At 39.7% G+C, this 24,936-nt stretch carries 10 protein-coding genes and 1 tRNA gene; all 11 read right to left on the bottom strand.

Going from position 1 to position 24,936, the window contains the following annotated elements; all coding sequences use genetic code 11:
- Positions 1–35: 35 nt before the first annotated feature.
- Positions 36–950 (bottom strand): carbohydrate ABC transporter permease, encoded by a 915-nt coding sequence (locus WAA20_RS03625; protein WP_073389680.1) that lies wholly within the window; start codon positions 948–950, stop codon positions 36–38.
- A gap of 19 nt (positions 951–969) precedes the next feature.
- Positions 970–1,914 (bottom strand): sugar ABC transporter permease, encoded by a 945-nt coding sequence (locus WAA20_RS03620; RefSeq protein WP_073389682.1) that lies wholly within the window; start codon positions 1,912–1,914, stop codon positions 970–972.
- A gap of 413 nt (positions 1,915–2,327) precedes the next feature.
- A tRNA-Arg gene (locus WAA20_RS03615) sits at positions 2,328–2,401 on the bottom strand.
- A 193-nt stretch (positions 2,402–2,594) separates the two neighbouring features.
- Complete coding sequence (locus tag WAA20_RS03610) at positions 2,595–3,773, bottom strand: HD domain-containing phosphohydrolase (protein WP_073389683.1); 1,179 nt, start codon at positions 3,771–3,773, stop codon at positions 2,595–2,597.
- A 30-nt stretch (positions 3,774–3,803) separates the two neighbouring features.
- Positions 3,804–6,428 (bottom strand): DUF342 domain-containing protein, encoded by a 2,625-nt coding sequence (locus tag WAA20_RS03605; RefSeq protein WP_073389685.1) that lies wholly within the window; start codon positions 6,426–6,428, stop codon positions 3,804–3,806.
- Positions 6,429–6,944: 516 nt separating this feature from the next.
- Positions 6,945–8,039 (bottom strand): S-methyl-5-thioribose-1-phosphate isomerase, encoded by a 1,095-nt coding sequence (mtnA, locus tag WAA20_RS03600; RefSeq protein WP_073389687.1) that lies wholly within the window; start codon positions 8,037–8,039, stop codon positions 6,945–6,947.
- A gap of 93 nt (positions 8,040–8,132) precedes the next feature.
- Entirely contained in the window at positions 8,133–9,629 is a 1,497-nt protein-coding gene (locus tag WAA20_RS03595) for a carboxypeptidase M32 (protein ID WP_073389688.1), read from the bottom strand.
- A gap of 239 nt (positions 9,630–9,868) precedes the next feature.
- Positions 9,869–10,759, bottom strand: coding sequence for a LysR family transcriptional regulator (locus WAA20_RS03590; RefSeq protein ID WP_073389690.1), 891 nt, complete (start codon positions 10,757–10,759; stop codon positions 9,869–9,871).
- Positions 10,760–11,477: 718 nt separating this feature from the next.
- Entirely contained in the window at positions 11,478–20,120 is an 8,643-nt protein-coding gene (locus WAA20_RS03585; RefSeq protein ID WP_338802213.1) for an InlB B-repeat-containing protein, read from the bottom strand.
- Between the two features lie 422 nt (positions 20,121–20,542).
- Positions 20,543–23,839, bottom strand: a complete 3,297-nt coding sequence (locus WAA20_RS03580) for an FctA domain-containing protein (RefSeq protein ID WP_073389694.1) — start codon at positions 23,837–23,839, stop codon at positions 20,543–20,545.
- Positions 23,840–24,325: 486 nt separating this feature from the next.
- Positions 24,326–24,805: a Cys-tRNA(Pro) deacylase gene (gene ybaK / locus WAA20_RS03575; protein WP_073389695.1), complete on the bottom strand. Its 480-nt coding sequence runs from the start codon at positions 24,803–24,805 to the stop codon at positions 24,326–24,328.
- Positions 24,806–24,936: the final 131 nt, after the last annotated feature.

The following is a 24,936-nucleotide window of genomic DNA, read 5'->3' as shown; positions in this document are numbered from 1 at the left end:
TATTCAGGGACTATCCCCTAAACATCTTTCTAAGATTAACCCTTTACCGAACCTACTGTCAGACCCTTTACGAAATACTTCTGGAAGAAAGGATATGCAATGATTACAGGTCCAATAACTACGATAACTGTTGCCATTGTTGATGAATACTTTGGTATTGAACCGCCCATAGCCTGTAGTACAGCTGCCGGAATGTTCTTGTTATTGAGCATTGTTTCAATTGACTTCTGAATATTGATAAGCAGAAGCTGCAAGGGCTTTTTAGAATTACTTTCAATGTACAGGTAAGCATTCTGCCAGTCATTCCAATATGCAGTAGCCATCATGAAACCTACAGCTGCAAGTGATGGTTTCATAAGAGGAAGAGTGATCTGGAAGAAAGTTCTGTACTCTCCTGCTCCATCGATTCGTGCAGCATCCATGAGCTCTTCAGGAATACTGTTAGCAATGTATGTTCTTAAAATGATTACGTTCATTGTTGTTACACACAGTGGAAGGATCAGAAGAAGTAAGCTGTCCTTAAGGTGATACTGTGATGTAAAGATAATGTAGTTAGAAAGCTGACCGCCGTTGAAAAGCATCGGTATAAGAAGATATACGGACAGAATCTTTCTAAGTGCGAAATCCGGTCTTGAAAGTGAGTAAGCGAACATACTCATTATAAGAAGACCAACAAGCGTACCTGCAAGTGTTATGAAAATTGTAATTCCATATGATGTACGGAGCTGTTCACCATATCTGAGCACCGCATCCATACCTGAAAAAGAAAATGTTTTAGGAAGATATGTAAAACCTGTTGTCTCAATTTCTTTTTCAGAAGTAAATGCTGAAATAATAACAAGTAAAATTGGTAATGCGCAAAATGCTGTATATAAGAATAACAGTAAGAATAATATGTACTGCCCGATTCCGGGCTTACTTGCGCTCTTTAATGTCTTAGCCTTAGCCATTTCTATCCTCCCCTTCTAATTAGAACAATGAATTCTCAGGTGCAATCTTCTTAACTGTTCCGTTAGCCAAAAGCATGAGCAGAAGTCCTACTATAGACTGGAAGAATGTTGTTGCAGCTGTAAATCCGAAGTTTGAATTCTTCATGATCGCATTAAGTACATAGGAGTCAATAACCTGTGTTGTTTCATAAAGAATACCTGTATTTCTGGTTACCTGATAGAAAAGACCTGTGTCAGAGTGCATGATACCACCAACTGACAGAAGAAGCATTACTGTGATCATAGGAATCAGTGAAGGAAGTGTTACGTGCTTGATCTGCTGCCACTTACTTGCTCCATCGATTGAAGCTGCTTCATATAAGGAAGTGTCGATACCTGCTAGAACTGACATATAAAGAACTGATCCGTAACCAACACCGTTCCAAATCTTAACTATTGTCAAAATGTATGGCCAATACTCAGCACTTCTATAGAAAGGAATCTTACCACCAAGCATGTTGTTGATGATACCTGTACCTGAGCTCAAGTAAGCCATTACGATGAACTGTACTGCTGCGTATGATACGAATACAGGGATGATCATGATTGTCTGCATTGTCTTACCAACTCTCTTGAATGCGAACTGGTCGATCGCGATGGCAAGAACAACATTGAGGAACTGTCCAAGTGCTGTAAATACTACATAGTACAAAAGTGTATTTCTTGTGATTCTGATGAAATCATTCTTGGACTGAATAAGGAACTTAAAGTTATCAATTCCATTCCATGGGCTGAACCAGATTCCCTTTGTATAATCATAGGATTTGAAGGCAAGAACAAGACCTGCCATAGGAACATAGTTAAAGAAAAATAATACAAGTACTGCCGGAAGTGCAAGAACCAAATATGCATGATGCTTGAAGACGTTATGCCAGAAGCCATCGTTTTTGCCAGACAGTTCGGCGGTTTTAGGTTTAGAACTCATTTCATAATCCCCCCTCGTTTTGATTGAAACATAGATGCAATTTCCGAAAACCCTTTTTCGATTTTTACTTAATCGTTTTCGTAATTTAAATATACATCACATTACCTAGAATTGCAATACATTTTTTACACTTAATAGGCAATTTACTTGATTTTTACTGAAAATCGTCCTCATTTTTTGTGCTATATGACGAGTTATCGATATTTAGTTAATTAATGTTTTGAAAGTCTTGTTTAGTGCGCTATAGACGTATTTTCGTTATATTTTTTCAAAAACCGCGCCAGTACTGGGATTAGCGAACGAAAAATTCAGGAATTGTTGCGAAAACCATGCGTAAACGTTTTCGCTTTTTCTAAAGTATTTTAAAGAAAAGCAAAATAAAAGCAGATTTCCGAAGAAATCTGCTTTTCAAATGTGAGTGACAAGATTCGAACTCGCGACCTTCTGGTCCGTAGCCAGACGCTCTATCCAGCTGAGCTACACTCACATATTTAGTTGATCGCGTCAGCAACTGCATCAGCAACGGATATTATATTAGTATAAATAGATTCTTTTGTCAAGAAAAAATCCAAGTTTTTTTATAAATCGTTTTTGTGTAAATATATAGTTTTTTGAACGTAGATAGGCAAAGATCTGATTTATATTGTTTTAGTACAAAGCGGTCTTAAAATGCTTACTCTTCAATCGTCATCATCTTCGTAATAGTCGTCGTCTTCGCCGTGGAGTGCCTTATTCTCTTCTGCCTCTTTCATCTTAGTCTTGATGAAAGCGTTATTCATCTCCAGTTTGGCCTGTCTGAAGCAGTTAATGAGCTTAGGATTAAAAACTCCACATTCTCCGTTAACGATCATTCCAAATGCCTTATCCATTGAATACGCTGCCTTATATACTCTTTCGCTTATAAGGGCATCATAGATATCTGCAAGGCCTGTTAGCTGTGAAGCTATAGAGATCTCTTCACCTTTGAGCCCATCAGGATATCCATTGCCGTCATACTTCTCATGATGGTGCCTGCATATATCATAACTGTAATCATAATAATCCTTATCCTGTATATCAGCGAGCATTCTGATAATATCACAGCCTCTTGTAGTATGTGACTTGATGACTTCAAATTCATCTCTTGTAAGTCTTCCGGGTTTCAGGAGTATTGTATCAGGGATAGTGATCTTACCTATATCATGCATGGCAGAGGCATCAGCCATAACGCCAATCTGATATTCTGTAAGTCCATACTCAGGATACATATTCAATACATATTTACCAAGGATAGAAACAAAATCATGAATACGTCTTAAATGATATCCGGATTCAAGGTTACGGAATTCAACGATCGTACAGATTTTCTCAATTATCATGGAATTGTTCTTCTTGAGCACTTCCTGCTGTTTCTGAAGCTGCTGAAACTGGGCACGAAGAAGTCTTGTCTGAGTATTAAGCTGATCTTCAAGATGCTTTTTGGACAAAAGCAGTTCTATAGAGCGGCCAACCTTCTGCTTAACTATAACTGAATCAAAAGGCTTACATATTACATCTGCAACGCCTTGTTCGTAGCATTTACGCTCTGTTTCACTTGATGTGTCACTTGTTATCATTATTACAGGTATCTTGTCTATAAGCTTTACTTTGCCAATTTCCACAAGCACGGCAAAGCCATCCATCTCGGGCATGTTTATGTCCAGAAGGATAGCACTCAGAAATGCTCTGCTCTTAACAATCAGATCTATTGCATTCTTACCGTTATCCGCTTCAAGGATAGTGTACTCATCCTTAAAGATCTCTTTTAGAACGTCGCGATTGATCTCAGAGTCATCTACTATAAGAATTGTTGACTTACTTCCTGTATTCTCTTCAGCCATACGATTACCTGCACTATATTTTGACCATAATTATTTTTGATAGATAATACCGCCTTTTTCTTCCCTTGTAGAAGATATCTGTAACTGCTTACCATCAATAATAAGCAGCACTCCTGCATACACAATACTTCTTGCTTTGATGCTGGCACCTCTTACCTTTTCCATCTGGTTATTTATATCCTGCATCTTTTCTTCAAATCCAATAAGTTCTTTTTCCTTGGTGCTCACAGCCATATTGATCTTGATCTTCCATTGAAGCTGTTCTCGTGAGTTTGTATTTGCTGTAACAACTCGCTTTTGTTCCTTATATAATGTTTCAAGTTCCAGCTTGGTCTTATCAATAGCTCTATTTATGTTGTTGTAATTATTCAGTAGTTCAGCAGTCACACCAACTCTTACAATGGTCTTTATATCGCTGTCACTTCCTAATTTAGCAGCATTGACACCCATCTGAGTTGTGACATCACCGCCTATTATCGCTCCTTCTTCTCCAAAGACCATAATGCTGCCTTTTACATCCGCTTCGCAATAGACTATTCCATTGCAATATATGGATTTACCGGCAGTTATAGTAAGATTTTGAAGATATCTGGCATAAATATTTCCGCCTGCCTTGATACTTGCTTTTCTCTCAAGTCCATTGCATCCGCTTCTAAGGACAATATCACCATCAGCCTCTATAGTCGCGCCTTCTACATACCCATCTATAATAACGTCACCCTGTGCCTTTATCACAGATTTAGAAGGAACTTCTCCTTTGACCCATACTGTACCGACAAAGTCTATGTTGAGAACCTTTTTCTTTTCATCGACTATCATAAGAGGGCTTATAATCATCTCGCCGTCTGTAAATCTTACGCCACCCGAAACAGTTGCACAGTACGTCTTATGATCAGGCATGACCATAAAGCCTCTGCCCTTGATAATAGGCATATCACGTCCGTTTTTGCCTGGAAGTGTTGTGTTCTTTACTGTCTTGCCGTCTGATCCATGAATAGCCTGGTGATATACAGCCAGCTTCTCACCGACTGAAACAGTCGAGAAATACTTAACGTTATCAAAATTAGCAGATCCGTCTTTCTCAAACTCAATATCTGTCGGAACCTTTCTGTCAAAAAAGAATTCGTAGTAGCCATCTTTACCGAAGGTAGGACCATAACCTTCTGCAATAAGCATTTTTTCCTCATACTTCTCGTTATCTATCATATCTCTAATAACATCTTTCTTAATGCCAAAGGTTATACTGGCTTTATTAAGAAGCTCGAGGATAAATTCCAGAGTGTACTTGCCATCATTTTTGATCCTTGGAAGGGTCAGATATGCTTTAAGACTGTCAGGTGTCACCTGAAGGAAGTGTCTCTTCTGCTTCTCAGTTCCGTCAAAGGTCTTGTATTTACCGGAGCCGACAATACTATCTTCAGCTATATGGCCGCCTCTTCTTTCTATATCATCATCAACTGAGAGAAATACAGTTTTCGAAGCGCCGGCTTCTTCACCTTTTTGAAGCCTAAGCCTTATAGTTTTCATATCACTTGCAGAATTGATCATACTGGAATACTTGGATACATCTATGCCGGCTTCCAGTCCTTTTCTGATCTCATGCATCTGGCGAGGCTGATACAGTGGTTTTGCATATACACTTACATCAACGCGACTTTCAAGCCCCCTCCTTATCTCTCTCATCTGATGCCAGTTAAATTCATGATCTGCATATATAGAGACATCAAGGCCTTCCAGAAGACCTTTTCGTATCTCTCTAAGGTTCTCACCTCTCATTTCTACATTAAGGTATTTATCAAAATCATCCAGGTGCTCTTCTCTTGCTTTTATGATCTGTTCAAGCTGATCTTCATCATATCCTTGTTCAACATAATCAGATATATCGATCTGGCGTATATGAGCTTCTTTCATCTGTCTAAGGACTCCAACAGAATTAGAACTGATGTCCTTAGTGGTTAAAGAAAGTCCCGATTTCAGACACTCTCTGCACGCGCTCATCTTAATAGAAGGGATATTAGCTTTGGCGTAAGTCGATATATCAACATTATCAATAAGGCCCTGCCTTATCTCCTCCATCTGTGAAGCATCAAATGCTGGATCCTTATAAAAGATCACAGGAAGTCCAGCTTCAAGTCCAAGCCTTATCTGGCGCATCTGCTCACCGAGATATTCTTTTTTAGCATATTCAGAGGTTTTAATGCCGCTAAATATTCCCTGTCTTATCTCTGATACCTGTGAAAGATCATAACCATCTTTCCTGTACTGAGTCATATCTATATTCTGCTCCATTTCAAGACGCAGCTCTTCCATAAGCATCCATGGTATGGAGGAATTCATATATCTGGAGACATCAATTCCTGCTTCAAGGCCTTTGCGCACTTCAACAAGCTGGTTGTAATCCAGCTTCTTACTTTTTATCTTATCCAGATCTCCGCCGGCCTTTTTGCAAAGCTCAAGTTCTTTGTCATATTCTATGGCCTGGGCCTGTTCAAGAGCATTCTGCGCTGCAAGTGCGTTTTCATCCATGATATCCAAAGGTGAAGTACCACTACTGCCAGACGTCTCCTGCTCATCCAAAAAGGCATTACCGGCATCCGGATCGTTCTTATAGAACTCTTCAGTTGTAAGGTCTATTGGCAGTCTCTCTTTTTCCATTGTGGCCTCTCTGGCTTGAATGGTACGGATCAGGGCAAGCTCCCCGGCTTTTGGAGATGGGGTTGTGTCGGAAGATTCCGCTTAAATAATCCTCGAGCTACCTTGCCACTCGTCATAGGGGCTGGGGCTGTTCGCATCATATATATCGAAAACGTAAAGTATTAGTACGTTTTAACATACGATGCCCCTGAACATTCCTCGTACGGATAACGCTCGAGGATTATTTAAGTGGAATCTTCCAAATACACGTCATCGTATTCCCAAAAGAACTGGGAAGTTTGTGTTAGGTGTAGCTTTTTTAGCAATCATCAAAGAACTGATTTTTGAAAAAGCAAAAATATGAATATTCATACTCTCAGCTATATTCTTATATCGGCTTTTTATAAAGTTTTATTAAGAAGTGGAAAGCTTAAGAATATAGCCTTGAAAAAAGCGCTACTCTTAATGTTTTTAAATAAAATAAAAAGCTTCTAACAGTAGTTTTTGATAACTATCTGCCAGAAGCTTATATTTTTATTATTTCTTATACTTATCAAACATCTCTTTAATAGACTTGTCGTATGGGGCTCTAAGAACACCATATTCTGTGACTATGCCGGTGATGAGGGAGTTATCCGTAACGTCAAAGGCCGGATTATAAACCTTTACGCCCTCAGGAGCCATGCGCTTTTCGTACCACATTTCGGTGACTTCTTCCGGTTTCCTTTGTTCGATGACTATGTCGTCGCCTGTAGCTGTGTTCATGTCGATGGTAGATGTAGGTGCGCATACATAGAATGGAATTCCGTAGTGCTTAGCAACTGTTGCTACAACGCTTGTGCCGATCTTGTTGGCAGCATCGCCGTTGGCTGCTACCCTGTCGCATCCGACAAAGATAGCCTGAACTTTACCTGTTTTCATGATGGAAGCTGACATGTTGTCGCAGATAACTGTTGTATCTATGCCTGCTGAATGAAGCTCGTAGGCTGTAAGGCGGGCGCCTTGTAAAAGAGGCCTTGTCTCATCACAGTAGACGTGGAAATTGTAGCCTTTTTCATGTCCGAGGTAGATGGGAGCTGTGGCTGTTCCATATTTACAGGTTGCAAGCTGGCCGGCGTTACAATGGGTAAGGATTCCGTCGCCTTTTTTTACAAGGGTAAGCCCGTTCTCACCGATCCTTCTGCAGACATCTATATCTTCTGCTTTGATGGTCTCAGATTCATCGTGCATTACTTTGATGGCTGCACTAAGGTCAAAAGATCTGCCTGACTTCTTTTCATCATCAATGAAGTCCTTTACTTTCTTTTTCATTCTTTCAAGCGCCCAGGAGAGGTTGACTGCTGTGGGGCGTGAGCTGTTGAGATAATCGGCATTTTTATTAAGTTCTTCAAGGAATTCTTCTTCAGTCTGTGCTTTAGAGTGCTTCATAAGAAGGTATATTCCAAATCCTGCGCACACGCCGATTGCAGGAGCGCCTCTTACCTGAAGAAGGTAGATGGCATTCCAAATCTCTTCGCCTGTTTTCAGGTCTATAAGCTTGGTTTCGCCAGGAAGGAGCGTCTGGTCGATGATGACTATGGCATCACGCTCATCCACAAGGGCTACTGTTTCGTAATCAAGTATACTTTTCATATCCTTTTTCCTTTATAGATAATATTTTGATACATAGATGTATTTCTATGTACTATCACAGGATGTGATTTGTACATGTTATGTACCTTATTCTTAGAGGTTATACAGCCTTGTATATTTATCTTCAAGATAGTCAAGATAATAGTTTACATCAAAAGGCTTGCCTGTAGCCTTGATCATGATCTCATCTGCGTTATATCTGCAGCCATACTTATGAATGTGATCGCGAAGCCATCCTTCGATCTCAACATATCTGCCATCTCTAAGGTAGGAGTCAACATCAATATCTTTTCTCATAGCATCCATAAACTGAGCTGCAAAGGCTGATCCGAGTGCATAGGTCGGGAAGTAGCCAAAGGAAGCATCTGACCAGTGTACATCCTGAAGAATACCATCTCTTGCACAGTCAGGTCTAATTCCAAGGTACTCTTCATATTTGTCAGCCCAGGTCTTATCAAGGCCTTCAGTTGAGATTGTGCCGTCGAAAAGTCCTTTTTCTATCTCATATCTGATAAGGATATGCATAGGGTATGTAAGTTCATCGGCTTCTGTACGGACAAGTGACGGAACGCTTACGTTGACTGCCTTTATAAAGTCGTCAAGGCTGGCGTTTTCTAAAAGCTGTGGGAAGCATTCTTTAAGTTTGTCGTAGTTCTTTTCCCAGAAAGCTCTTGTCCTTCCAAGATAGTTCTCGCAAAGTCTTGACTGGGACTCGTGCATGCCGCTTGATACGCCGTTAGAGAGGATCATTCCGTCGTATTTAGGGTCGATATTGTGCTCGTACCAGGCGTGGCCGCACTCGTGAATAGTTGAGAATACGGCGGATATCATGTTGTCTTCAAGGTATTTGGTCGTGGTACGGCAGTCATTCTCGCATACCCAGTCTGTGAATGGGTGCTCTGACTCGTTCTGATATCCCCAGCTCTTGTCATAGCCAAGATATTCAAGGAGATGGTCCATGAACCTTTTCTGGGAGTCTATATCGCATTTTTTGTAAAGGAAAGAGTCATCTATCTTCTGGGCGCTTGTAACCTTCTTGATAAGGGGAACAAGGCGCTCTTTAAGAGCATTAAAGAAGGCGTCGTACTTTTCTCTGTTCATTCCGGGTTCGAAATCATCAAGCATCTGATCATAGATCGGCATGTCCTTGCCGCGATACTCGTAGAGCTTCTTGCTGCCTTCTATAACCTTTTTAAGGTATGGCTCAAAGATGGAGTAATCATCAGCCTCTTTGGCCCTTCTCCAGTTATTGAAGGACTCATTAGTGAGCTTCTGCCAGCTTACAAACTCATCTTTGGGAATGCAGACGGTTTTGAGCATGTCATCATAATAAAGCTGGGCAGCCTTCTTGATATCAGGATCTATAGAATCGTCTTCCTTAAGAGTCTTCATGATCTCCATCATCTGAGGATCTGTTTCTATGGAAAAGAGCTCTCCGCTCAAAAAAGCAGCTCTTTCATCTCTGTAATCTTCACCTGCAGTAGGGGCTATTGTCTGCTTGTCAAAACCGATAAGGGCAAGAGCCATGTGGTATGCAGAGCATTTGAAGACCCAGTCTTTGTACTTTTCTATCATTTCGTTAGTTGTCATTATTTATTACCTTTCTTTTGGAAAAAATGTGATGTCGCAGATTATAGGTTTATTTAATAAATCCATTGATACAAGTGTAAAAATGCTTTTAATACATAAAAAAAATCTGCGAGATAAATATTCGATATAAAACATTATAACAGGGTTATGACATTTATTGCCTTTATAATTTATGAAGTCATGGGTCCTAATACCAGATGTGATAACGCACATTGCTATCTAAACAGGATAATAGATTTTTATTCATTATCATCATAAAATCCATTTACCATATTCCAAAACTCCTGAGCGACCTTAGACAGGTCTCTTCCTGCACTTTTTACGAGTACATAACCTGCTGATACATCCGGGTTAACTATACGCTTAACCACGACTCCGCCGTTTACATATTTAGCCGCCGACGCCGGATAGATGGCTATTCCGACGCCTTTAGCAGTAAGCTCATAGGCATTAAGCATGTGTGCTATCCTGCAGACAATCTTGGGCTCACAACCAAGGGGAGCAAACCAGTTCTCTATCTCTTTTCTTCTGGATCTTCTTGATGGGATTATGAGCTCGTAAGGCGCAAGCTTTTTAAGTTCAATGCTGTCGCTCTTATCTTCTGAGAGGGGATGATCCTCAGGAATTATAGCAACCCAGGGCTCAGAACATATAAGGCGGCCATCAAGACCTTCTTCATCATATGGAAGAGTAATTACCCCGACTTCATTTAGTCCTGAAATAACCCTTTTTATAACATCATCTGAGTTTCCATTCCAAACCTCGTATTCAACAAGAGGATATTTTTCCTTGAAATGGTATATCCAGTCAGCCATAAGCTCAGGCGCATGTCCCTCTACTGTGGCAAGATATAGACGCCCTGTAAGGCCATCGCGCATATTGCTGATGTCCTCTATAGACTGGTCTGAAAGCTGCTTGATCCTTCGTGCATATTGAAGGAAACGCTCGCCGGATTCTGTCAGGGCAAGGCCTCTTGCCTTCCTTGTAAAAAGCTGCGCGCCAAGTTCATCCTCAAGATCTCTGATCTGGCGGCTAAGGGGCGGCTGAGCTATGCAGAGCTTCTCGGAAGCCTTGGTAAAGCTGCCTTCTTCTACTACTGTAAGGAAATATCTGATGTGCCTAAGTTCCATAATTCCTCCTATACCTTTTGAGTATATCTCTACTATCATTATATGTATTATACAATAGCTGAACAAGGTGTTATCATAAAATCGTAAAGAAGATAATGTGTAGCTGTTCAGGAATCATCAATGATCTGGCCATGATACTACACAAGTAAACGAATAGATATAATCTTTTGAAGGAGGTATTTACCATGAAAAAATTCTTTGAAATGCTGGAAGAAATCCTTGAAGAAATCTACGATTTGGACAGAAATGCAGTTTGATCATACTTAAGATTTGTTGTAACAACGTATGTCATAGATAAGTAAAGAATAATTAGTCCTCTAAGGCCAGTGGTATCATTGATACTACTACTATCTTAGAGGACTATTTTATGTTGATAAATCTTTTCTTTAATGCTAACTTTATACGTTTGATTCTTACTAATATCATGAGGTAGGTGTCAAAAGATCCTTTTGACACCTTATGACTAACGGATTGTTCCGTTTCTTCGAAACTCTCACAATCCTAAAACATTCGCAAATCCGCACTACGTGCTACTTTGCTCATGTTTTGCGGGTCATAAATTCATATTCGATTTCGAGCAAGCTCGAATCGAAATGACTTTTGACCCTTACGTCATATCATAATTCTATTTGTTAAACGTAGAAGCCGGCGGTGCGTAATCGCACCGCCGACTCCTTTTGTGAGAGAATTACTTATTCATAAATCTCTGATCATTTAATTACTGTTCTTCCTTCTTTCTGTTTGTCATCATGATTGTTATTATTGCGCCTGCACAGATCATGATAAGAAGGACTCTTACAGGTATCTGACTCTCGTCGCCTGTCTGTCTTGTTCTGCTTTCACCAAGTACTGCTGGTTCTTCAGGAACAAGTTCTTCAACTTCTCTTGTTGCACCAAGTACTGCAGGTGTTGCTACAGGAGCTGCTGCTGCTGGAGTAGTTGTAGGAACGATGGTTGTAGGAGGTGTCGGAGGTACTGGAGGTGGTGTAGGAGGAGGTGTAGGTCCTCCAGGAGGTGTTACTGTAAGTGTTCCATATACTAAGCGGAATACGTAGTTACCATACTCTATTACCTGATCATAATCTCCATCATTCTTTGCATGTCTTGTGCCGGTATAAATACTTGCTGTCTCATCTGATTCATCTGCTGGCGCTGGAACTATAGGCTCTTGTTGTTCCGGTTCTTCCTCTTCAACGATAATTGTGTCGCCGTTTATAGCTATTGTAAATACGTTATCAGATGATCCAACTTCAGTCTGTGATCCTGTTACATCCCATGTGAGCACTCCGTCTCTTTCATAGAATGTTCCATCCATTGATACACTAGGTTCTGTTAATGCTGTTCCATCAGCTACCTTTGTTGCACTGCCGGATGTAAGTGTTACATATGCAGGTGTAATAGTAAGTGCTGCATCTTCAGGAAGAATTACTGTAAAGGAACCTGTCATATCAGCTTCTTCTTCGCCATTAGCTATTACTACTGAGTACGTTCCATCAATTGCTACAGGATAGGTATTAACATCTGTTCCTGTTCCGCCTGAAAGTGTCAGTCCTGTTAATGTAAATACTTGCTTTCCGACTTTGATCGTGAATCCAGCATCTGCCTTTTCAACTGTAACAGATTCATCTTGTGGCGTAAGAGTGAATGTATCAATAATTGTATGCTCTTCAGCATCATACATTACTGTATCACTCTCATCATCAGCTATAAGATCAACCAATAGTGTTACCGGAACAAGTTTGTAGTAGAAGAAGATCTCCTGATCATCAGCACTCTGTTCGAAGGATACTGTCTGAGGACTTTCACTTACAAGTTCATAATCCTCTATCTCTTCTGCTGTCTCTTCATATACTTTACCAAATACTGCGTCGTCAACGGTCTTATCATCTGCAAGTGATATTGTAGTGCCTTCCAGATAATAATGAACTACGTACTTAAGATTCTTGTCTCTTGTGTAGTAAAGCTTAAGTACAAGTTCCTCATCCGCTGTGATCTCTCCGCTTAATACTGTTCCGTCTACTGTAGCATCAAATGTGAATCCAGTGTATGTCTTTGGTTCTGCTGTTGCGGTATCTCCGGTTATTCCTTCAAGCTCTTCTGTTTCCTTAAGTTCGAAGCCTTCTTCTCCAAGCTTCTCAAGATAGTGTTCTACCTTGTATGGTGTATCTGTATTTCTTGTGTAGTAGAGCTTAAGTACAAGTTCCTCATCCGCTGTGATCTCTCCGCTAAGCTTTGTTCCTTCTACTGTTTCATCAAATGTGAATCCAGCGTATGTCTTTGGTTCTGCTGTTGCGGTATCTCCGGTTATTCCTTCAAGCTCTTCTGTTTCCTTAAGTTCGAAGCCTTCTTCTCCAAGCTTCTCAAGATAGTGTTCTACCTTGTATGGTGTATCTGTATTTCTTGTGTAGTAGAGCTTAAGTACAAGTTCCTCATCCGCTGTGATCTCTCCGCTAAGCTTTGTTCCTTCTACTGTTTCATCAAATGTGAATCCAGCGTATGTCTTTGGTTCTGCTGTTGCGGTATCTCCGGTTATTCCTTCAAGCTCTTCTGTTTCCTTAAGTTCGAAGCCTTCTTCTCCAAGCTTCTCAAGATAGTGTTCTACCTTGTATGGTGTATCTGTATTTCTTGTGTAGTAGAGCTTAAGTACAAGTTCCTCATCCGCTGTGATCTCTCCGCTAAGCTTTGTTCCTTCTACTGTTTCATCAAATGTGAATCCAGCGTATGTCTTTGGTTCTGCTGTTGCGGTATCTCCGGTTATTCCTTCAAGCTCTTCTGTTTCCTTAAGTTCGAAGCCTTCTTCTCCAAGCTTCTCAAGATAGTGTTCTACCTTGTATGGTGTATCTGTATTTCTTGTGTAGTAGAGCTTAAGTACAAGTTCCTCATCCGCTGTGATCTCTCCGCTAAGCTTTGTTCCTTCTACTGTTTCATCAAATGTGAATCCAGCGTATGTCTTTGGTTCTGCTGTTGCGGTATCTCCGGTTATTCCTTCAAGCTCTTCTGTTTCCTTAAGTTCGAAGCCTTCTTCTCCAAGCTTCTCAAGATAGTGTTCTACCTTGTATGGTGTATCTGTATTTCTTGTGTAGTAGAGCTTAAGTACAAGTTCCTCATCCGCTGTGATCTCTCCGCTAAGCTTTGTTCCTTCTACTGTTTCATCAAATGTGAATCCAGCGTATGTCTTTGGTTCTGCTGTTGCGGTATTTCCGGTTATTCCTTCAAGCTCTTCTGTTTCCTTAAGTTCGAAGCCTTCTTCTCCAAGCTTCTCAAGATAGTGTTCTACCTTGTATGGTGTATTTGTATTTCTTGTGTAGTAGAGCTTAAGTACAAGTTCCTCATCCGCTGTGATCTCTCCGCTAAGCTTTGTTCCTTCTACTGTTTCATCAAATGTGAATCCAGCGTATGTCTTTGGTTCTGCTGTTGCGGTATCTCCGGTTATTCCTTCAAGCTCTTCTGTTTCCTTAAGTTCGAAGCCTTCTTCTCCAAGCTTCTCAAGATAGTGTTCTACCTTGTATGGTGTATTTGTATTTCTTGTGTAGTAGAGCTTAAGTACAAGTTCCTCATCTGCTGTGATCTCTCCGCTAAGCTTTGTTCCTTCTACTGTTTCATCAAATGTGAATCCAGCGTATGTCTTTGGTTCTGCTGTTGCGGTATCTCCGGTTATTCCTTCAAGCTCTTCTGTTTCCTTAAGTTCGAAGCCTTCTTCTCCAAGCTTCTCAAGATAGTGTTCTACCTTGTATGGTGTATTTGTATTTCTTGTGTAGTAGAGCTTAAGTACAAGTTCCTCATCTGCTGTGATCTCTCCGCTAAGCTTTGTTCCTTCTACTGTTTCATCAAATGTGAATCCAGCGTATGTCTTTGGTTCTGCTGTTGCGGTATCTCCGGTTATTCCTTCAAGCTCTTCTGTTTCCTTAAGTTCGAAGCCTTCTTCTCCAAGCTTCTCAAGATAGTGTTCTACCTTGTATGGTGTATTTGTATTTCTTGTGTAGTAGAGCTTAAGTACAAGTTCCTCATCCGCTGTGATCTCTCCGCTAAGCTTTGTTCCTTCTACTGTTTCATCAAATGTGAATCCAGCGTATGTCTTTGGTTCTGCTGTTGCGGTATCTCCGGTTATTCCTTCAAGCTCTTCTGTTTCCTTAAGTTCGAAGCCTTCTTCTCCAAGCTTCTCAAGATAGTGTTCTACCTTGTATGGTGTATCTGTATTTCTTGTGTAGTAGAGCTTAAGTACAAGTTCCTCATCTGCTGTGATCTCTCCGCTAAGCTTTGTTCCTTCTACTGTTTCATCAAATGTGAATCCAGCGTATGTCTTTGGTTCTGCTGTTGCGGTATCTCCGGTTATTCCTTCAAGCTCTTCTGTTTCCTTAAGTTCGAAGCCTTCTTCTCCGAGTTTCTCAAGATAGTGTTCTACCTTGTATGGTGTATCTTGATTTGCTGTAAATGATCCAACAAATACTACATCTCTTGCAGGCATTACGAACTTGTTATTTTCATCAATAACAACTGCTTCACCTGTGCCTTCTTCTACCCATCCAGAGAATGTATAGCCCTGAAGTGTTGCAGCTGCCTTTAATGTAAGTTCTGTTCCAACTACAATATGTTCGTCTTTAGAAACAATATACTCTCCACTTACATTAGTTGCCGCAGGATTAGCTCCGCTATATTCTTTATCATACTTATAAGTTAATGTGTATTCAGGTATTTTTTCCCATACTGCGAAGAGTGCCTGATATGGCATTACTTCATCTGCAAATACTTCAGTAACTTCTTCTGTAAAAGCACTGTCTAAATAATATGCACCGTCATGATAGTAAATGTAGATATTGCTATCATTGAGTGACTGTGTATAGTTGCTTGGAGTCTTCATGAATGCTGTAGCTGCTGTAGCATCATCACCCATATTAACTTTTGCCCAGCCCTTGAAGATGAATCCTTCACGTGTTGGTGCAGCCTGGATAGCAACTTCATCATTTACAATAAGTGGTGTGCCATCGGCTCTCTTTTCATCTTTATGGAAAGCTTCAGTTCCATCATTCTTGAACCAAGGAATGAATGTTGGAGTAGGCTCGCCTAGTGCTTTATATTTTGCACGAAGTTGAATAGTATACTTAGCAGATTTAATCTTAGTTGTTGGGTTACCGTTTTCATCTACTTCGTACTCTTTATCTGTTACATGAGCATTTCCAACAAGTACATCATATTTCTGTCCAGGATAGATCTTAGAGTCTTCAACATCTACATATTTATTACTCTGCTCATCCCATTTCTGCATTATCCAGTAATCAAACTGATAACCGGTAGTTGATGGTGTTATTGCTGTAGCTGCTACTGCCTGTGCCTTATCTACATAACGTCTACCATCAACAGCAGTCTGAGTACTTGTAATGTTTGTATCTGTATCTAATGAGCTATAGATTACATCTATACCATTAGAACCTTCAGTAACAGATCTCCACTTACCATAGAGATTGAATTCTTTAGTAATCCAAGGTCTGTCTGCATCAGAGTTAAATGCTTTCTCAGGATCTACAATATTTCCATATTTGTCCATCTCATCGGTCATGTGAGTAGACTTATCATATGTTTCAGTTACAGTAGTTTCATTAAGCTTAAATCCTTCTGCTGTAAACATATGATTACAACCAGAATCTGTATACCATCCTAAGAAAATATACCCTGTTCTTGTACCTGTAGGAACACTAATAGTACCGTCATAAGATACACGGAAGTTCATTGCCTGGCTATCAGAACCCCAGTCAAGAGTTGGATCATCTTCAGCGTTCGGATGAAGGAATACACGGTACTGAATCTGACGCCACTTAGCATAAACAACAATACCGTCCAAAGGCATCTTGGTAAATTTATACTCCTGTGTACATGCGACATCCATGTACCATCCTTCAAATACATATGCATTATATGTAGGAGTAAAGCAATTTTCTTCGCCTACGTTATATGAGGACAAATCTGCCTCATAGGAAAGACTATCATCACTATGAAGATATCCTCTGTTTGCCTCACTTATAGGATTTCCATTACCATCTACATATGCACCATCCATATAGGTAATGGTATACTTATCTCTTGTGTAATAGAAATAAAGCTTATTTTTAGTTCCAGTGTATGTACTATTAAGACTGACAGTTATTCCATTTCGAGGATCTGAATCCCAATATATATTCTGACCCGCGCTTAAATTAACAATAGTATCATTATCCTTGGCTATTGCCTCTTGCGTGAATCCTTTCAGATTCCAGAAGTCATCATTGTAATATACTATATTAAAGTCATTCTTCAGCTCGGTATAAAGAACATATTCTTTACCATTAAAGGTTCTTGTATTTGTTGCTCCCTCTGGAGCTTCAATATAATAATAGAAGTATCTATCCGGATTATCAGTATGTGTAAGTGTAAATATAATATCCTCAGCCGGCATTCTTTCCATACGGGTAATACGAGCTGTGTATGTTGAAGATCCAGATGGATCCCAAGATGTTGTATTGTTTGTCTCCGGATAATTTACATTATCATCTCCTTTAAATGACCAAATATCGCTAATATCCTGGTCGTACAGTCTGGTAACGGTATGAATAGTAACATATCTGTTTCCACTTCTTTTCCGGAATGTAAATGTATACGCATTTCTATTATATTTTACATTTACAACTGCATTACCTTCAGGTGTAATTTCGACATTCTGATCATAGCTAGCGAGAGCGAATCCTTTATATTGGTAATTAGTTCCATTTATACGTGCATAAAGGTTTTTACCAGAGCCCTGTTCTTGAACTGTATTTACAGTTGTTCCAGTTCTACCTGTAAGATTTATTGCTTCTACAAAATCATATCCTTCAGCAGTTATATCCTGTTTCCAGATTATAACTGTGTAACTAGAAGTATCTGCCGGAATCCAACTTGCATAAATTGTAGTTCTTTCACTAATTGTGCTTCCAAATGTAAACTGTCCGGTTGTTACAGTAGAATCAGCAGCATGTGCATCAGCATTCGCTTTGGAATCATACCATCCACCAAAGGTATATCCCAAACGTGTCATTGGTAAACTAGGAGCTGATGTCACTTCATTAGTTTTAAGGAATACAGGTGCGTTATAAGTTCCACCTTTACCATTTTCATCAAATACAAGCCAATGGCCTTCTGGAGCATTAACACCAAATACAACCTCACCAGTTATAGTGATCTTGTCATTAACGTTAAATATATCACCAGGTCTATATGAATAATCATTGTCATTCTTTTTTGTAATGTTACCTTCACCAGAAAGTACAAACCATCCCTGGAAATCATGTTCGTCATCATATGGAGTATAGCCCAGAGTGATCTTATACTCGAGACCATCACCAGCCTCATCTGCTCTAACATCAACTGTATCCTGTTTAAGAACAGCTGAATCTTCATCATAGAATGTAACTTTGTACTGCTTGATCAGCATAGCATAATATGTAACAGAAGTCTGGCCATCTATTACTGTATTCCATGCATAATTTTTAACAGCAGTACGTACATCTGCTATAGAAAGGCCTTCTGTTTCTACAGTATAATCAGGATCTGTATACCATCCACCGAAGTTAACTCCTTCAGGTAATGTACCAACGCCAGGATCATACAGGACGAGATTCATATCGTCAGCTTCTTTGACCTTAATTGTTGCTATTGTTGTATCGCCGTTAACAAAGTTAACTACTAATCTGCTGTTCTTATCATGTATACCTGTTACTACTGCGTATACTGAGAAATCAGATGAACTGAACTCAGCCTTATTACCTGTAATGTTTGCACCAACAACAGAAGCATTACCACTATCATCAACGTGAACAACCTGTGCTTCATTTGCACTTGCTATTTCACCTGTTGTAAGTGTTACGCTTATAGGTACGCTTGGCTCAATTTCCTGTCCGTTATATATAAATGTAATATCAACAGCGATAACTTTTTCTACTGTGTAGTCTTCGCCGTTCTGATCTTCAGCTGCTTTTGTTGCAGCACTTATTGTGCCGGCATCTGATGCCTCTGTAACTACAGCTGTTGTTCCCTGAGGGAATGCACCTTCAGGAGCATCTATACGAACATAGATTCCATTTGCATTCTTATGGAATGTAACTGCTGGCATTTCTACTTTTTCAAATACTGCTATAAAAGTAGCATCCTTTGTCACATCCTTAGGAACGAACTTAGCTTCTTCAGAAACTACAGTTCCTTCACTATCTTTCCAACCTATGAATGAATATCCATCATCTGCTGTTGCAGTTGCGCCTTCAAATTTAGCGTCGTCTGCTCCGATATCAACTTGTTCATTTTCCTTGGAAACTTTACCGCCTTCAGTTGCTTTGTAAGTAACTGTTACGATCTTAGCTCCTGCTACTTCTTCATCTTCTTCTTTTTCGAATGTAGCTGTAAATGTTGCGTCTTCTTTTATATTAGAAGGAACGAATGTTTCTTCTTCTGATACAATATTGCCATCAGCATCTTCCCAGCCTACGAATTTGTATCCGTCATCAGCTGTTGCTGTAGCACCTTCAAATGCAGCTTCGTCATCGTTCACATTGACTGCTTCAGTCTCTGTTGATACTCTTCCGCCTTCAGCTGCTTTATATGTAACTGTTACTATCTTTTCTTCTACTACTTCTTCAGGTTCTTCTACTTCTTCGGGTTCTTCTGGTTCTTCAACTTCTTCAGGCTCTGTTACGATTTCTTCAAATACTGCTGTGAATGTTCTTGATTCTAAAAGTCCATCAGGAATAAATGTAGGATCTTCAGAGATCACATTGTCATCTGAATTCTTCCAGCATTTGAATGTGTAGCCTTCATCTGCTACTGCAACTGTTCCTACATATACAACTATCTCAGCGTCAAGATTTACGATTTCATTAAAAGAGTCAACGTACTCATCGTCGCCCTTGTAAACCTTACCACCTTCTGTTGTGGTGTAGGTAATTGTGATTATGTTGCCAGCTTCTTCAGGAGCTGCTTCTTCAGTTGCTTCTCCTATAGCTGCTTCAACCTCTTCCTCTCCTGTTCCTTCAACAGGTTCTGCCTCAGGATCAACTTCAGGATCATCTGCAGATTCTTCTGCGGGCTGCTCAGCCGGCTGTGCTTCAGGCTCTGATGCAGGCTCTTCTGCGGGCTGTGCTTCAGGCTCTGATGCAGGCTCTTCTACAGGCTGCTCTTCAGGCTGCGCTGCAGGTTCTTCATTTGCAGGTTCTGCTGCTGGCTCAACAGAAGTTTCAACAGGTGGAATATCTTCTGCGCCATCAGCGTAGGTTACTATGGATGCAAAATCACTAGCGAATGTAGTCAGCACTAATGCCACAGTAAGCATCCATGCTAGTATCCTTGACTTTGTTCTTCTCATAAGCAATCCCTCTCACTTAGACCAAGTTAACGGTTACCCTGCGGTAATTTTTAAATAGGGTTCTTTTCCTCCTTGTCGTCCTCAACGCTTTTCATTCCTTTGGGTATTAAAAAGCCCTGTGTCTCAAAGCGAGAGTTATTGCACAGTACGGCATTCTCGTTCCAAGACACAGGGCTCAATGGTGCGGGCGTTCCCTGAGTAAAAATTACCAATATGAAGTTATATTTATCTCAATAACACTATAACGCTAGGTATACGGCATTGCAACAGACATTGCTCGAAATAGCGATATCATGTTATGAAATAACGTAGTTTGAATACACGGTCAAACGTATATTTTGGAGGCACAAAAATCCACCGTAACTCCAATCTCATTACATGATGATCTTGTCTATTAGGTGGATTTTTGATTTGGGGTATCTTTACTTATTATTCTTTTCTTTTTTCTTCTCTGCGATCAAGATGCCTGACAATATAGCCGCGCAGCTGATAATTATTAATATTCTTATTAATATAGTACTTTCATCTCCTGTTGCCCTTCTTCTCTCACCAAGTACTGCCGGCTCTTCCTGAGGTGTAACAACTTCTCTTGTTGCTCCTAAAACCTGCGGAGTTTCTGCTACCGGTGTAGTTGTCGTTGTATATGTCGGAGTTGAAGGCGGTGTGGTCGGAGGTGTTGGCGGAGTTGGTGGTGGCGGAGGCGGCGTCACTGACGAATATGTATTAGTAAAGTTTGCTCCGCTTCCGTCCGCATTAAGTCCACTAATTGTTGCTATCAGCTGCCTGGTACTCATGTCATACGACACGGTGACAGTCACGTTATAAACTCTGGTATCATAGGTTACACCTGTAAGGCTTCCTATTACCTCGCTGATAGTATACTTATGATCTCCAACATCACTGTGATCTTCACCAAGTAAGTATCTGATCTCTGAAAAGGCAAATGCTCCGGATGCGCTATTAGTTACTGTCTCAAGCACCCTGCCGTCTTTGTCTTTAAGTTCAAAAGAGAATTCGCCTGCTGCAAGTGTTCTTCCTGTAAGAGTCTTTGTTCCTGAGAATTTAACTGATGTTTCACCCTCAAACTCTTCTTCATATACATTGTTGAATTCTGCTATAAGAGCAAGGTTAAAATTCGAGTCAAACTCTGAAAGGCTCTTGCCTCGTTCAAAGTAGAATATCTTAAGGGTATGAACTTTGCCGTCTTTCCATGTGGATCCATATACTTCGCTTAGATTAGAGGTAGTAATATTAACCTTTGAACCACTGTTTTTATTAGAAAACTCATAGTACTGAATTTCGCCTGTTCTGAAGTTGAGCGTTGCTCCAACTTTGTCATGAACGCCGCCCAGATCTATAACGAGCTTTCCATCTATGAATACCCAGACATCATCATCGCCTTCAAATTCATAGATCATGTCGGTTGTGGAGTTAGGATTGTCTTCAGTATAGACAAATCCTGTTTCAGGTATAACGAATGCTGCCTCTGTAACAACGCTGAAGTGATAATTGTGACTATCACTTGTTTCTTTTTGACCATTTCCATCAAAAGGATAAAACGCAGGATTTACATATTCATAGGATTCAGCATCCCCGATCTTGTATAGGATGACATTTTCTCTTTTATCAACAACTCCTTCAGATGCATCAGTAAAGAGATATTCAAGGCTTTCACTGGAACCTGTTACAGTTTCATTAAGTACCGGATATCCGTTGACAAGTTCCGGTTTTATAATTCCTGTTGCTCTCTTATCTTTACTACTGTCATCTCCTGTATACTTGTTATATCCTGATGCCTTCTTTTGGGTACTGCCTTCGTAATAGTTTGTTCCGTCTGAGAACTTAAATGCGTGGTTATTATTGATCGTAGGTGCATAGTAATCATAGAGGTTTACGATTACAGGCGGAAGTGTATCATTCTTGACATATGCAGGGTTAGCTACAAGCAATTCTCTGTCATCTATATATTCCGAAACATATATTCTTAATATATAGAAATTCTCATCATAAGTAATATGAGGATCTTTATCTACAGGTATGTCTTCCGTGATCTTGAAATAGTATGTATCCGGTGTGTCAAAAGAAAGTGTTGGGAATGTTACAAGTCCGTTGGCGTCATTTGGTACGCCGCTTTCCTTAAAATACAGAGGATCACTTTCTCCGTAAGGATTTCCATATTCATCTGTCCTTACGATAGTAAAAGTAAAATCGCCACTTGCAAGTTCTCTGCCTGATCCTGTAAGGATCTTGTATGCCTTGGGAGTGTACTCTGCAGGCTTGTAATTAGGATTAGTCGGGCGAGTAGATACTATTGTATATGTTGAAAAGTGCTGTGCATCAAAGCTTATATCTGTTGTATTGTTTTTAGGATCACTTACTTTTGTAAGTTCAAGAACCTCCTTTTCTGAACTGTCAGTGGTTGTTGACTCATTCGGTTCAAGAGATTCGCTTGATTCTGTATTTTCGTTTGAACTTTCATTTTCACTAATTACTGCATCTTCATTTGATTCTGTATTTTCACTTTTTTCTGAATCTGCTTTATTTTCGTCCGTATGTTTCAGGGCACTTGTTTCTACATAATATGCTGTAAGATATGTATCTTCTCCGGCACTTTCTTTATCTATGACATTTGAAAAAGTAATTGTTACAGTGCCGCCTACCGGCTGTATTTCGCCTTCGACTTTATCGTTGGTGATGGTTATATCAAATGTATAAGTCCCATTCAAAGCAGTATTATCGGCTGTTTTGTCATCAGACTTTATAGGTATACTATTAGAATTTTTTTCCTCTTTTTCATTATCAATATCTTCTGTAACATTTTTAGCTAATTCATTGACTTGTTCTTCTACATTTTGATCTGCTTTAGCTACGTTCAGAACGGATCCATCCGGTATTACTCCTACTTCTGCATAAGCGGTTATTGTAATGCCATCAACAGTCACTTCCCAGTCAAATGCTTCATTATAAGTGAGTCCCTCTTCACTTACCTGAGTAAAATTCGCATAGAATGTTGCTTCGTTATTCTCTTCAGCTATTGTCTTAAGCAGTGTTACATCAGGTATAAATTCTGCATCTTCGCTTATTATCTGCTCATCATATGTCCAGTTAGCAAATGTGTAACCTTCATCAGCAACTGCTGTGGCTCCGATGATCGTTATTTCTTCAGCTTCAAGATCTACTACTTCTTTTACCAAATCTGTAGTATCCAAGTCGCTGCTAAGTTTACCGCCACTATTGGCAATGTAACTTAATTTGAAACCTGCAACATCATCGATTTCACTTTTTTCATTTTCAGCATCTTGATCTTCTTTACCATCACTATCTGCTTCTGCATCAGGATTGGTAGCATCTTCTAAGTCATCTGTATCAGAATCTGCATTTTCTGATTCTTCTTTATCTGATGTATTTGTACCTTCTCCAGCAGATACAGCGCTTTCGCCATTCTGATCATTTTCATTATTATCTGCATCAGCGAAATCATCGGAATCTTGTAAAGAATCATTTGTTTCATCAGATGTGCTTTCATTTGAGTCACCACCATTGGAAAAGCCATCATCATTCCCGTTTTCAGTTGTGTTTTCTTCCTGGATAATATTAGATGTGTCATCTGCTTCGTCATTTTCAGCAAATGTCACGAAGCTACTGCTCCCAAGAGTATGGAAAAGAACCGCAGCAGCCATAGTTCCGGAAAATAAGGTCTTAACAAATCTTTTACTCATTCTACCCCTCTCTTCCATAAAAAAAGAACAATGGCAGCTGATTTAATGTTTACCCGACACGCTAATCCAGCCTTTTTAAATGGATTCCCTTTAGTATCAATCACAAAAAGATCGTAAAGAACATTTTCAAGCGCACAATAGGCGCGTATTTCCGATATTGCGTTTATCTAAATATGCGTTCCAGTCTGGTTTCCCGAATTCCAAGCCTTGCATATATTGATTATATTATCACTTTTCAGATTAGAATGAAATAGTTTGGCGTTAAATAATCATAATATTACGTATATTTACACACTTTTTAACAACTTTGTTATTATTATAATATATACTGATTATATGTTTTATCGTTATTAAATATATATAAAAAGCCATACAAAAGCTTCGAGTAGCTATGCGCATCAAGCTTTGTATGGTTTTAAATATTATTGGTATATCTCTTATCTTATTTTTTTTGTTATTTCAGTAATACGTCATTCTGAATTTTCGTTATTTCGTTATATCAGCATACTCGCCATTATCTGCTTTTAACAGATCGTCAGGAGATAGTTCCAGCTGTGAACCGATACGGCCGCCACTAATATAAATAGTCTCCTGGTCTTTGGCCTGTATTGCAACTTTAGTCACATAGCTCTTTTTCATACCGATAGAGGTTGTGCCGCCTCTTATATATCCTGTGACTTTATTGATGTCCTTAACTGGTATCATCTCAACATTCTTGACGCCAACCGCTTTTGCGCACTTTTTGAAATCTAATTCTTCTGCTATGGGCAGAACGAATACATAATAGTTATGGTCAGCTCCTACAGTTACAAGAGTCTTAAAAACTTTCTCGTGGGGAAGTCCCAGTGAATCTGCTATCTGCACCCCATCAACGAATTCTTTGCATTCATATTCATGATGCTTGTATGGAATCTTCATTGTATCAAGGATACGCATCGCGTTTGTTTTTACTTCTTTTTTACCCATTGCCTAACTCCTTATACCAGTAAACTCCCTAGATCATCTTACGATCCGGGTATTGTTATTTATCGTCATCCCTAGCATTTTACCCCTTTTCATGGCAAATGTTAAGTTCACTGGTAATTACACATGTCTTG

Source organism: Butyrivibrio fibrisolvens, from assembly GCF_037113525.1.
Taxonomy (GTDB): Bacteria; Bacillota; Clostridia; order Lachnospirales; family Lachnospiraceae; genus Butyrivibrio; species Butyrivibrio fibrisolvens.
Note: the sequence above shows the minus strand (reverse complement) of the source record. Positions and strands in the feature narration are given on the sequence as shown.

Excerpts from the sequence above, each read along its gene's own strand:
- WAA20_RS03625 (WP_073389680.1), bottom strand. The coding sequence starts at position 950 with ATGGCTAAGGCTAAGACATTAAAGAGCGCAAGTAAGCCCGGAATCGGG.
- WAA20_RS03620 (WP_073389682.1), bottom strand. The coding sequence starts at position 1,914 with ATGAGTTCTAAACCTAAAACCGCCGAACTGTCTGGCAAAAACGATGGC.
- WAA20_RS03610 (WP_073389683.1), bottom strand. The coding sequence starts at position 3,773 with ATGGCTGAAGAGAATACAGGAAGTAAGTCAACAATTCTTATAGTAGAT.
- WAA20_RS03605 (WP_073389685.1), bottom strand. The coding sequence starts at position 6,428 with ATGGAAAAAGAGAGACTGCCAATAGACCTTACAACTGAAGAGTTCTAT.
- mtnA (WP_073389687.1), bottom strand. The coding sequence starts at position 8,039 with ATGAAAAGTATACTTGATTACGAAACAGTAGCCCTTGTGGATGAGCGT.
- WAA20_RS03595 (WP_073389688.1), bottom strand. The coding sequence starts at position 9,629 with ATGACAACTAACGAAATGATAGAAAAGTACAAAGACTGGGTCTTCAAA.
- WAA20_RS03590 (WP_073389690.1), bottom strand. The coding sequence starts at position 10,759 with ATGGAACTTAGGCACATCAGATATTTCCTTACAGTAGTAGAAGAAGGC.
- WAA20_RS03585 (WP_338802213.1), bottom strand. The coding sequence starts at position 20,120 with ATGAGAAGAACAAAGTCAAGGATACTAGCATGGATGCTTACTGTGGCA.
- WAA20_RS03580 (WP_073389694.1), bottom strand. The coding sequence starts at position 23,839 with ATGAGTAAAAGATTTGTTAAGACCTTATTTTCCGGAACTATGGCTGCT.
- ybaK (WP_073389695.1), bottom strand. The coding sequence starts at position 24,805 with ATGGGTAAAAAAGAAGTAAAAACAAACGCGATGCGTATCCTTGATACA.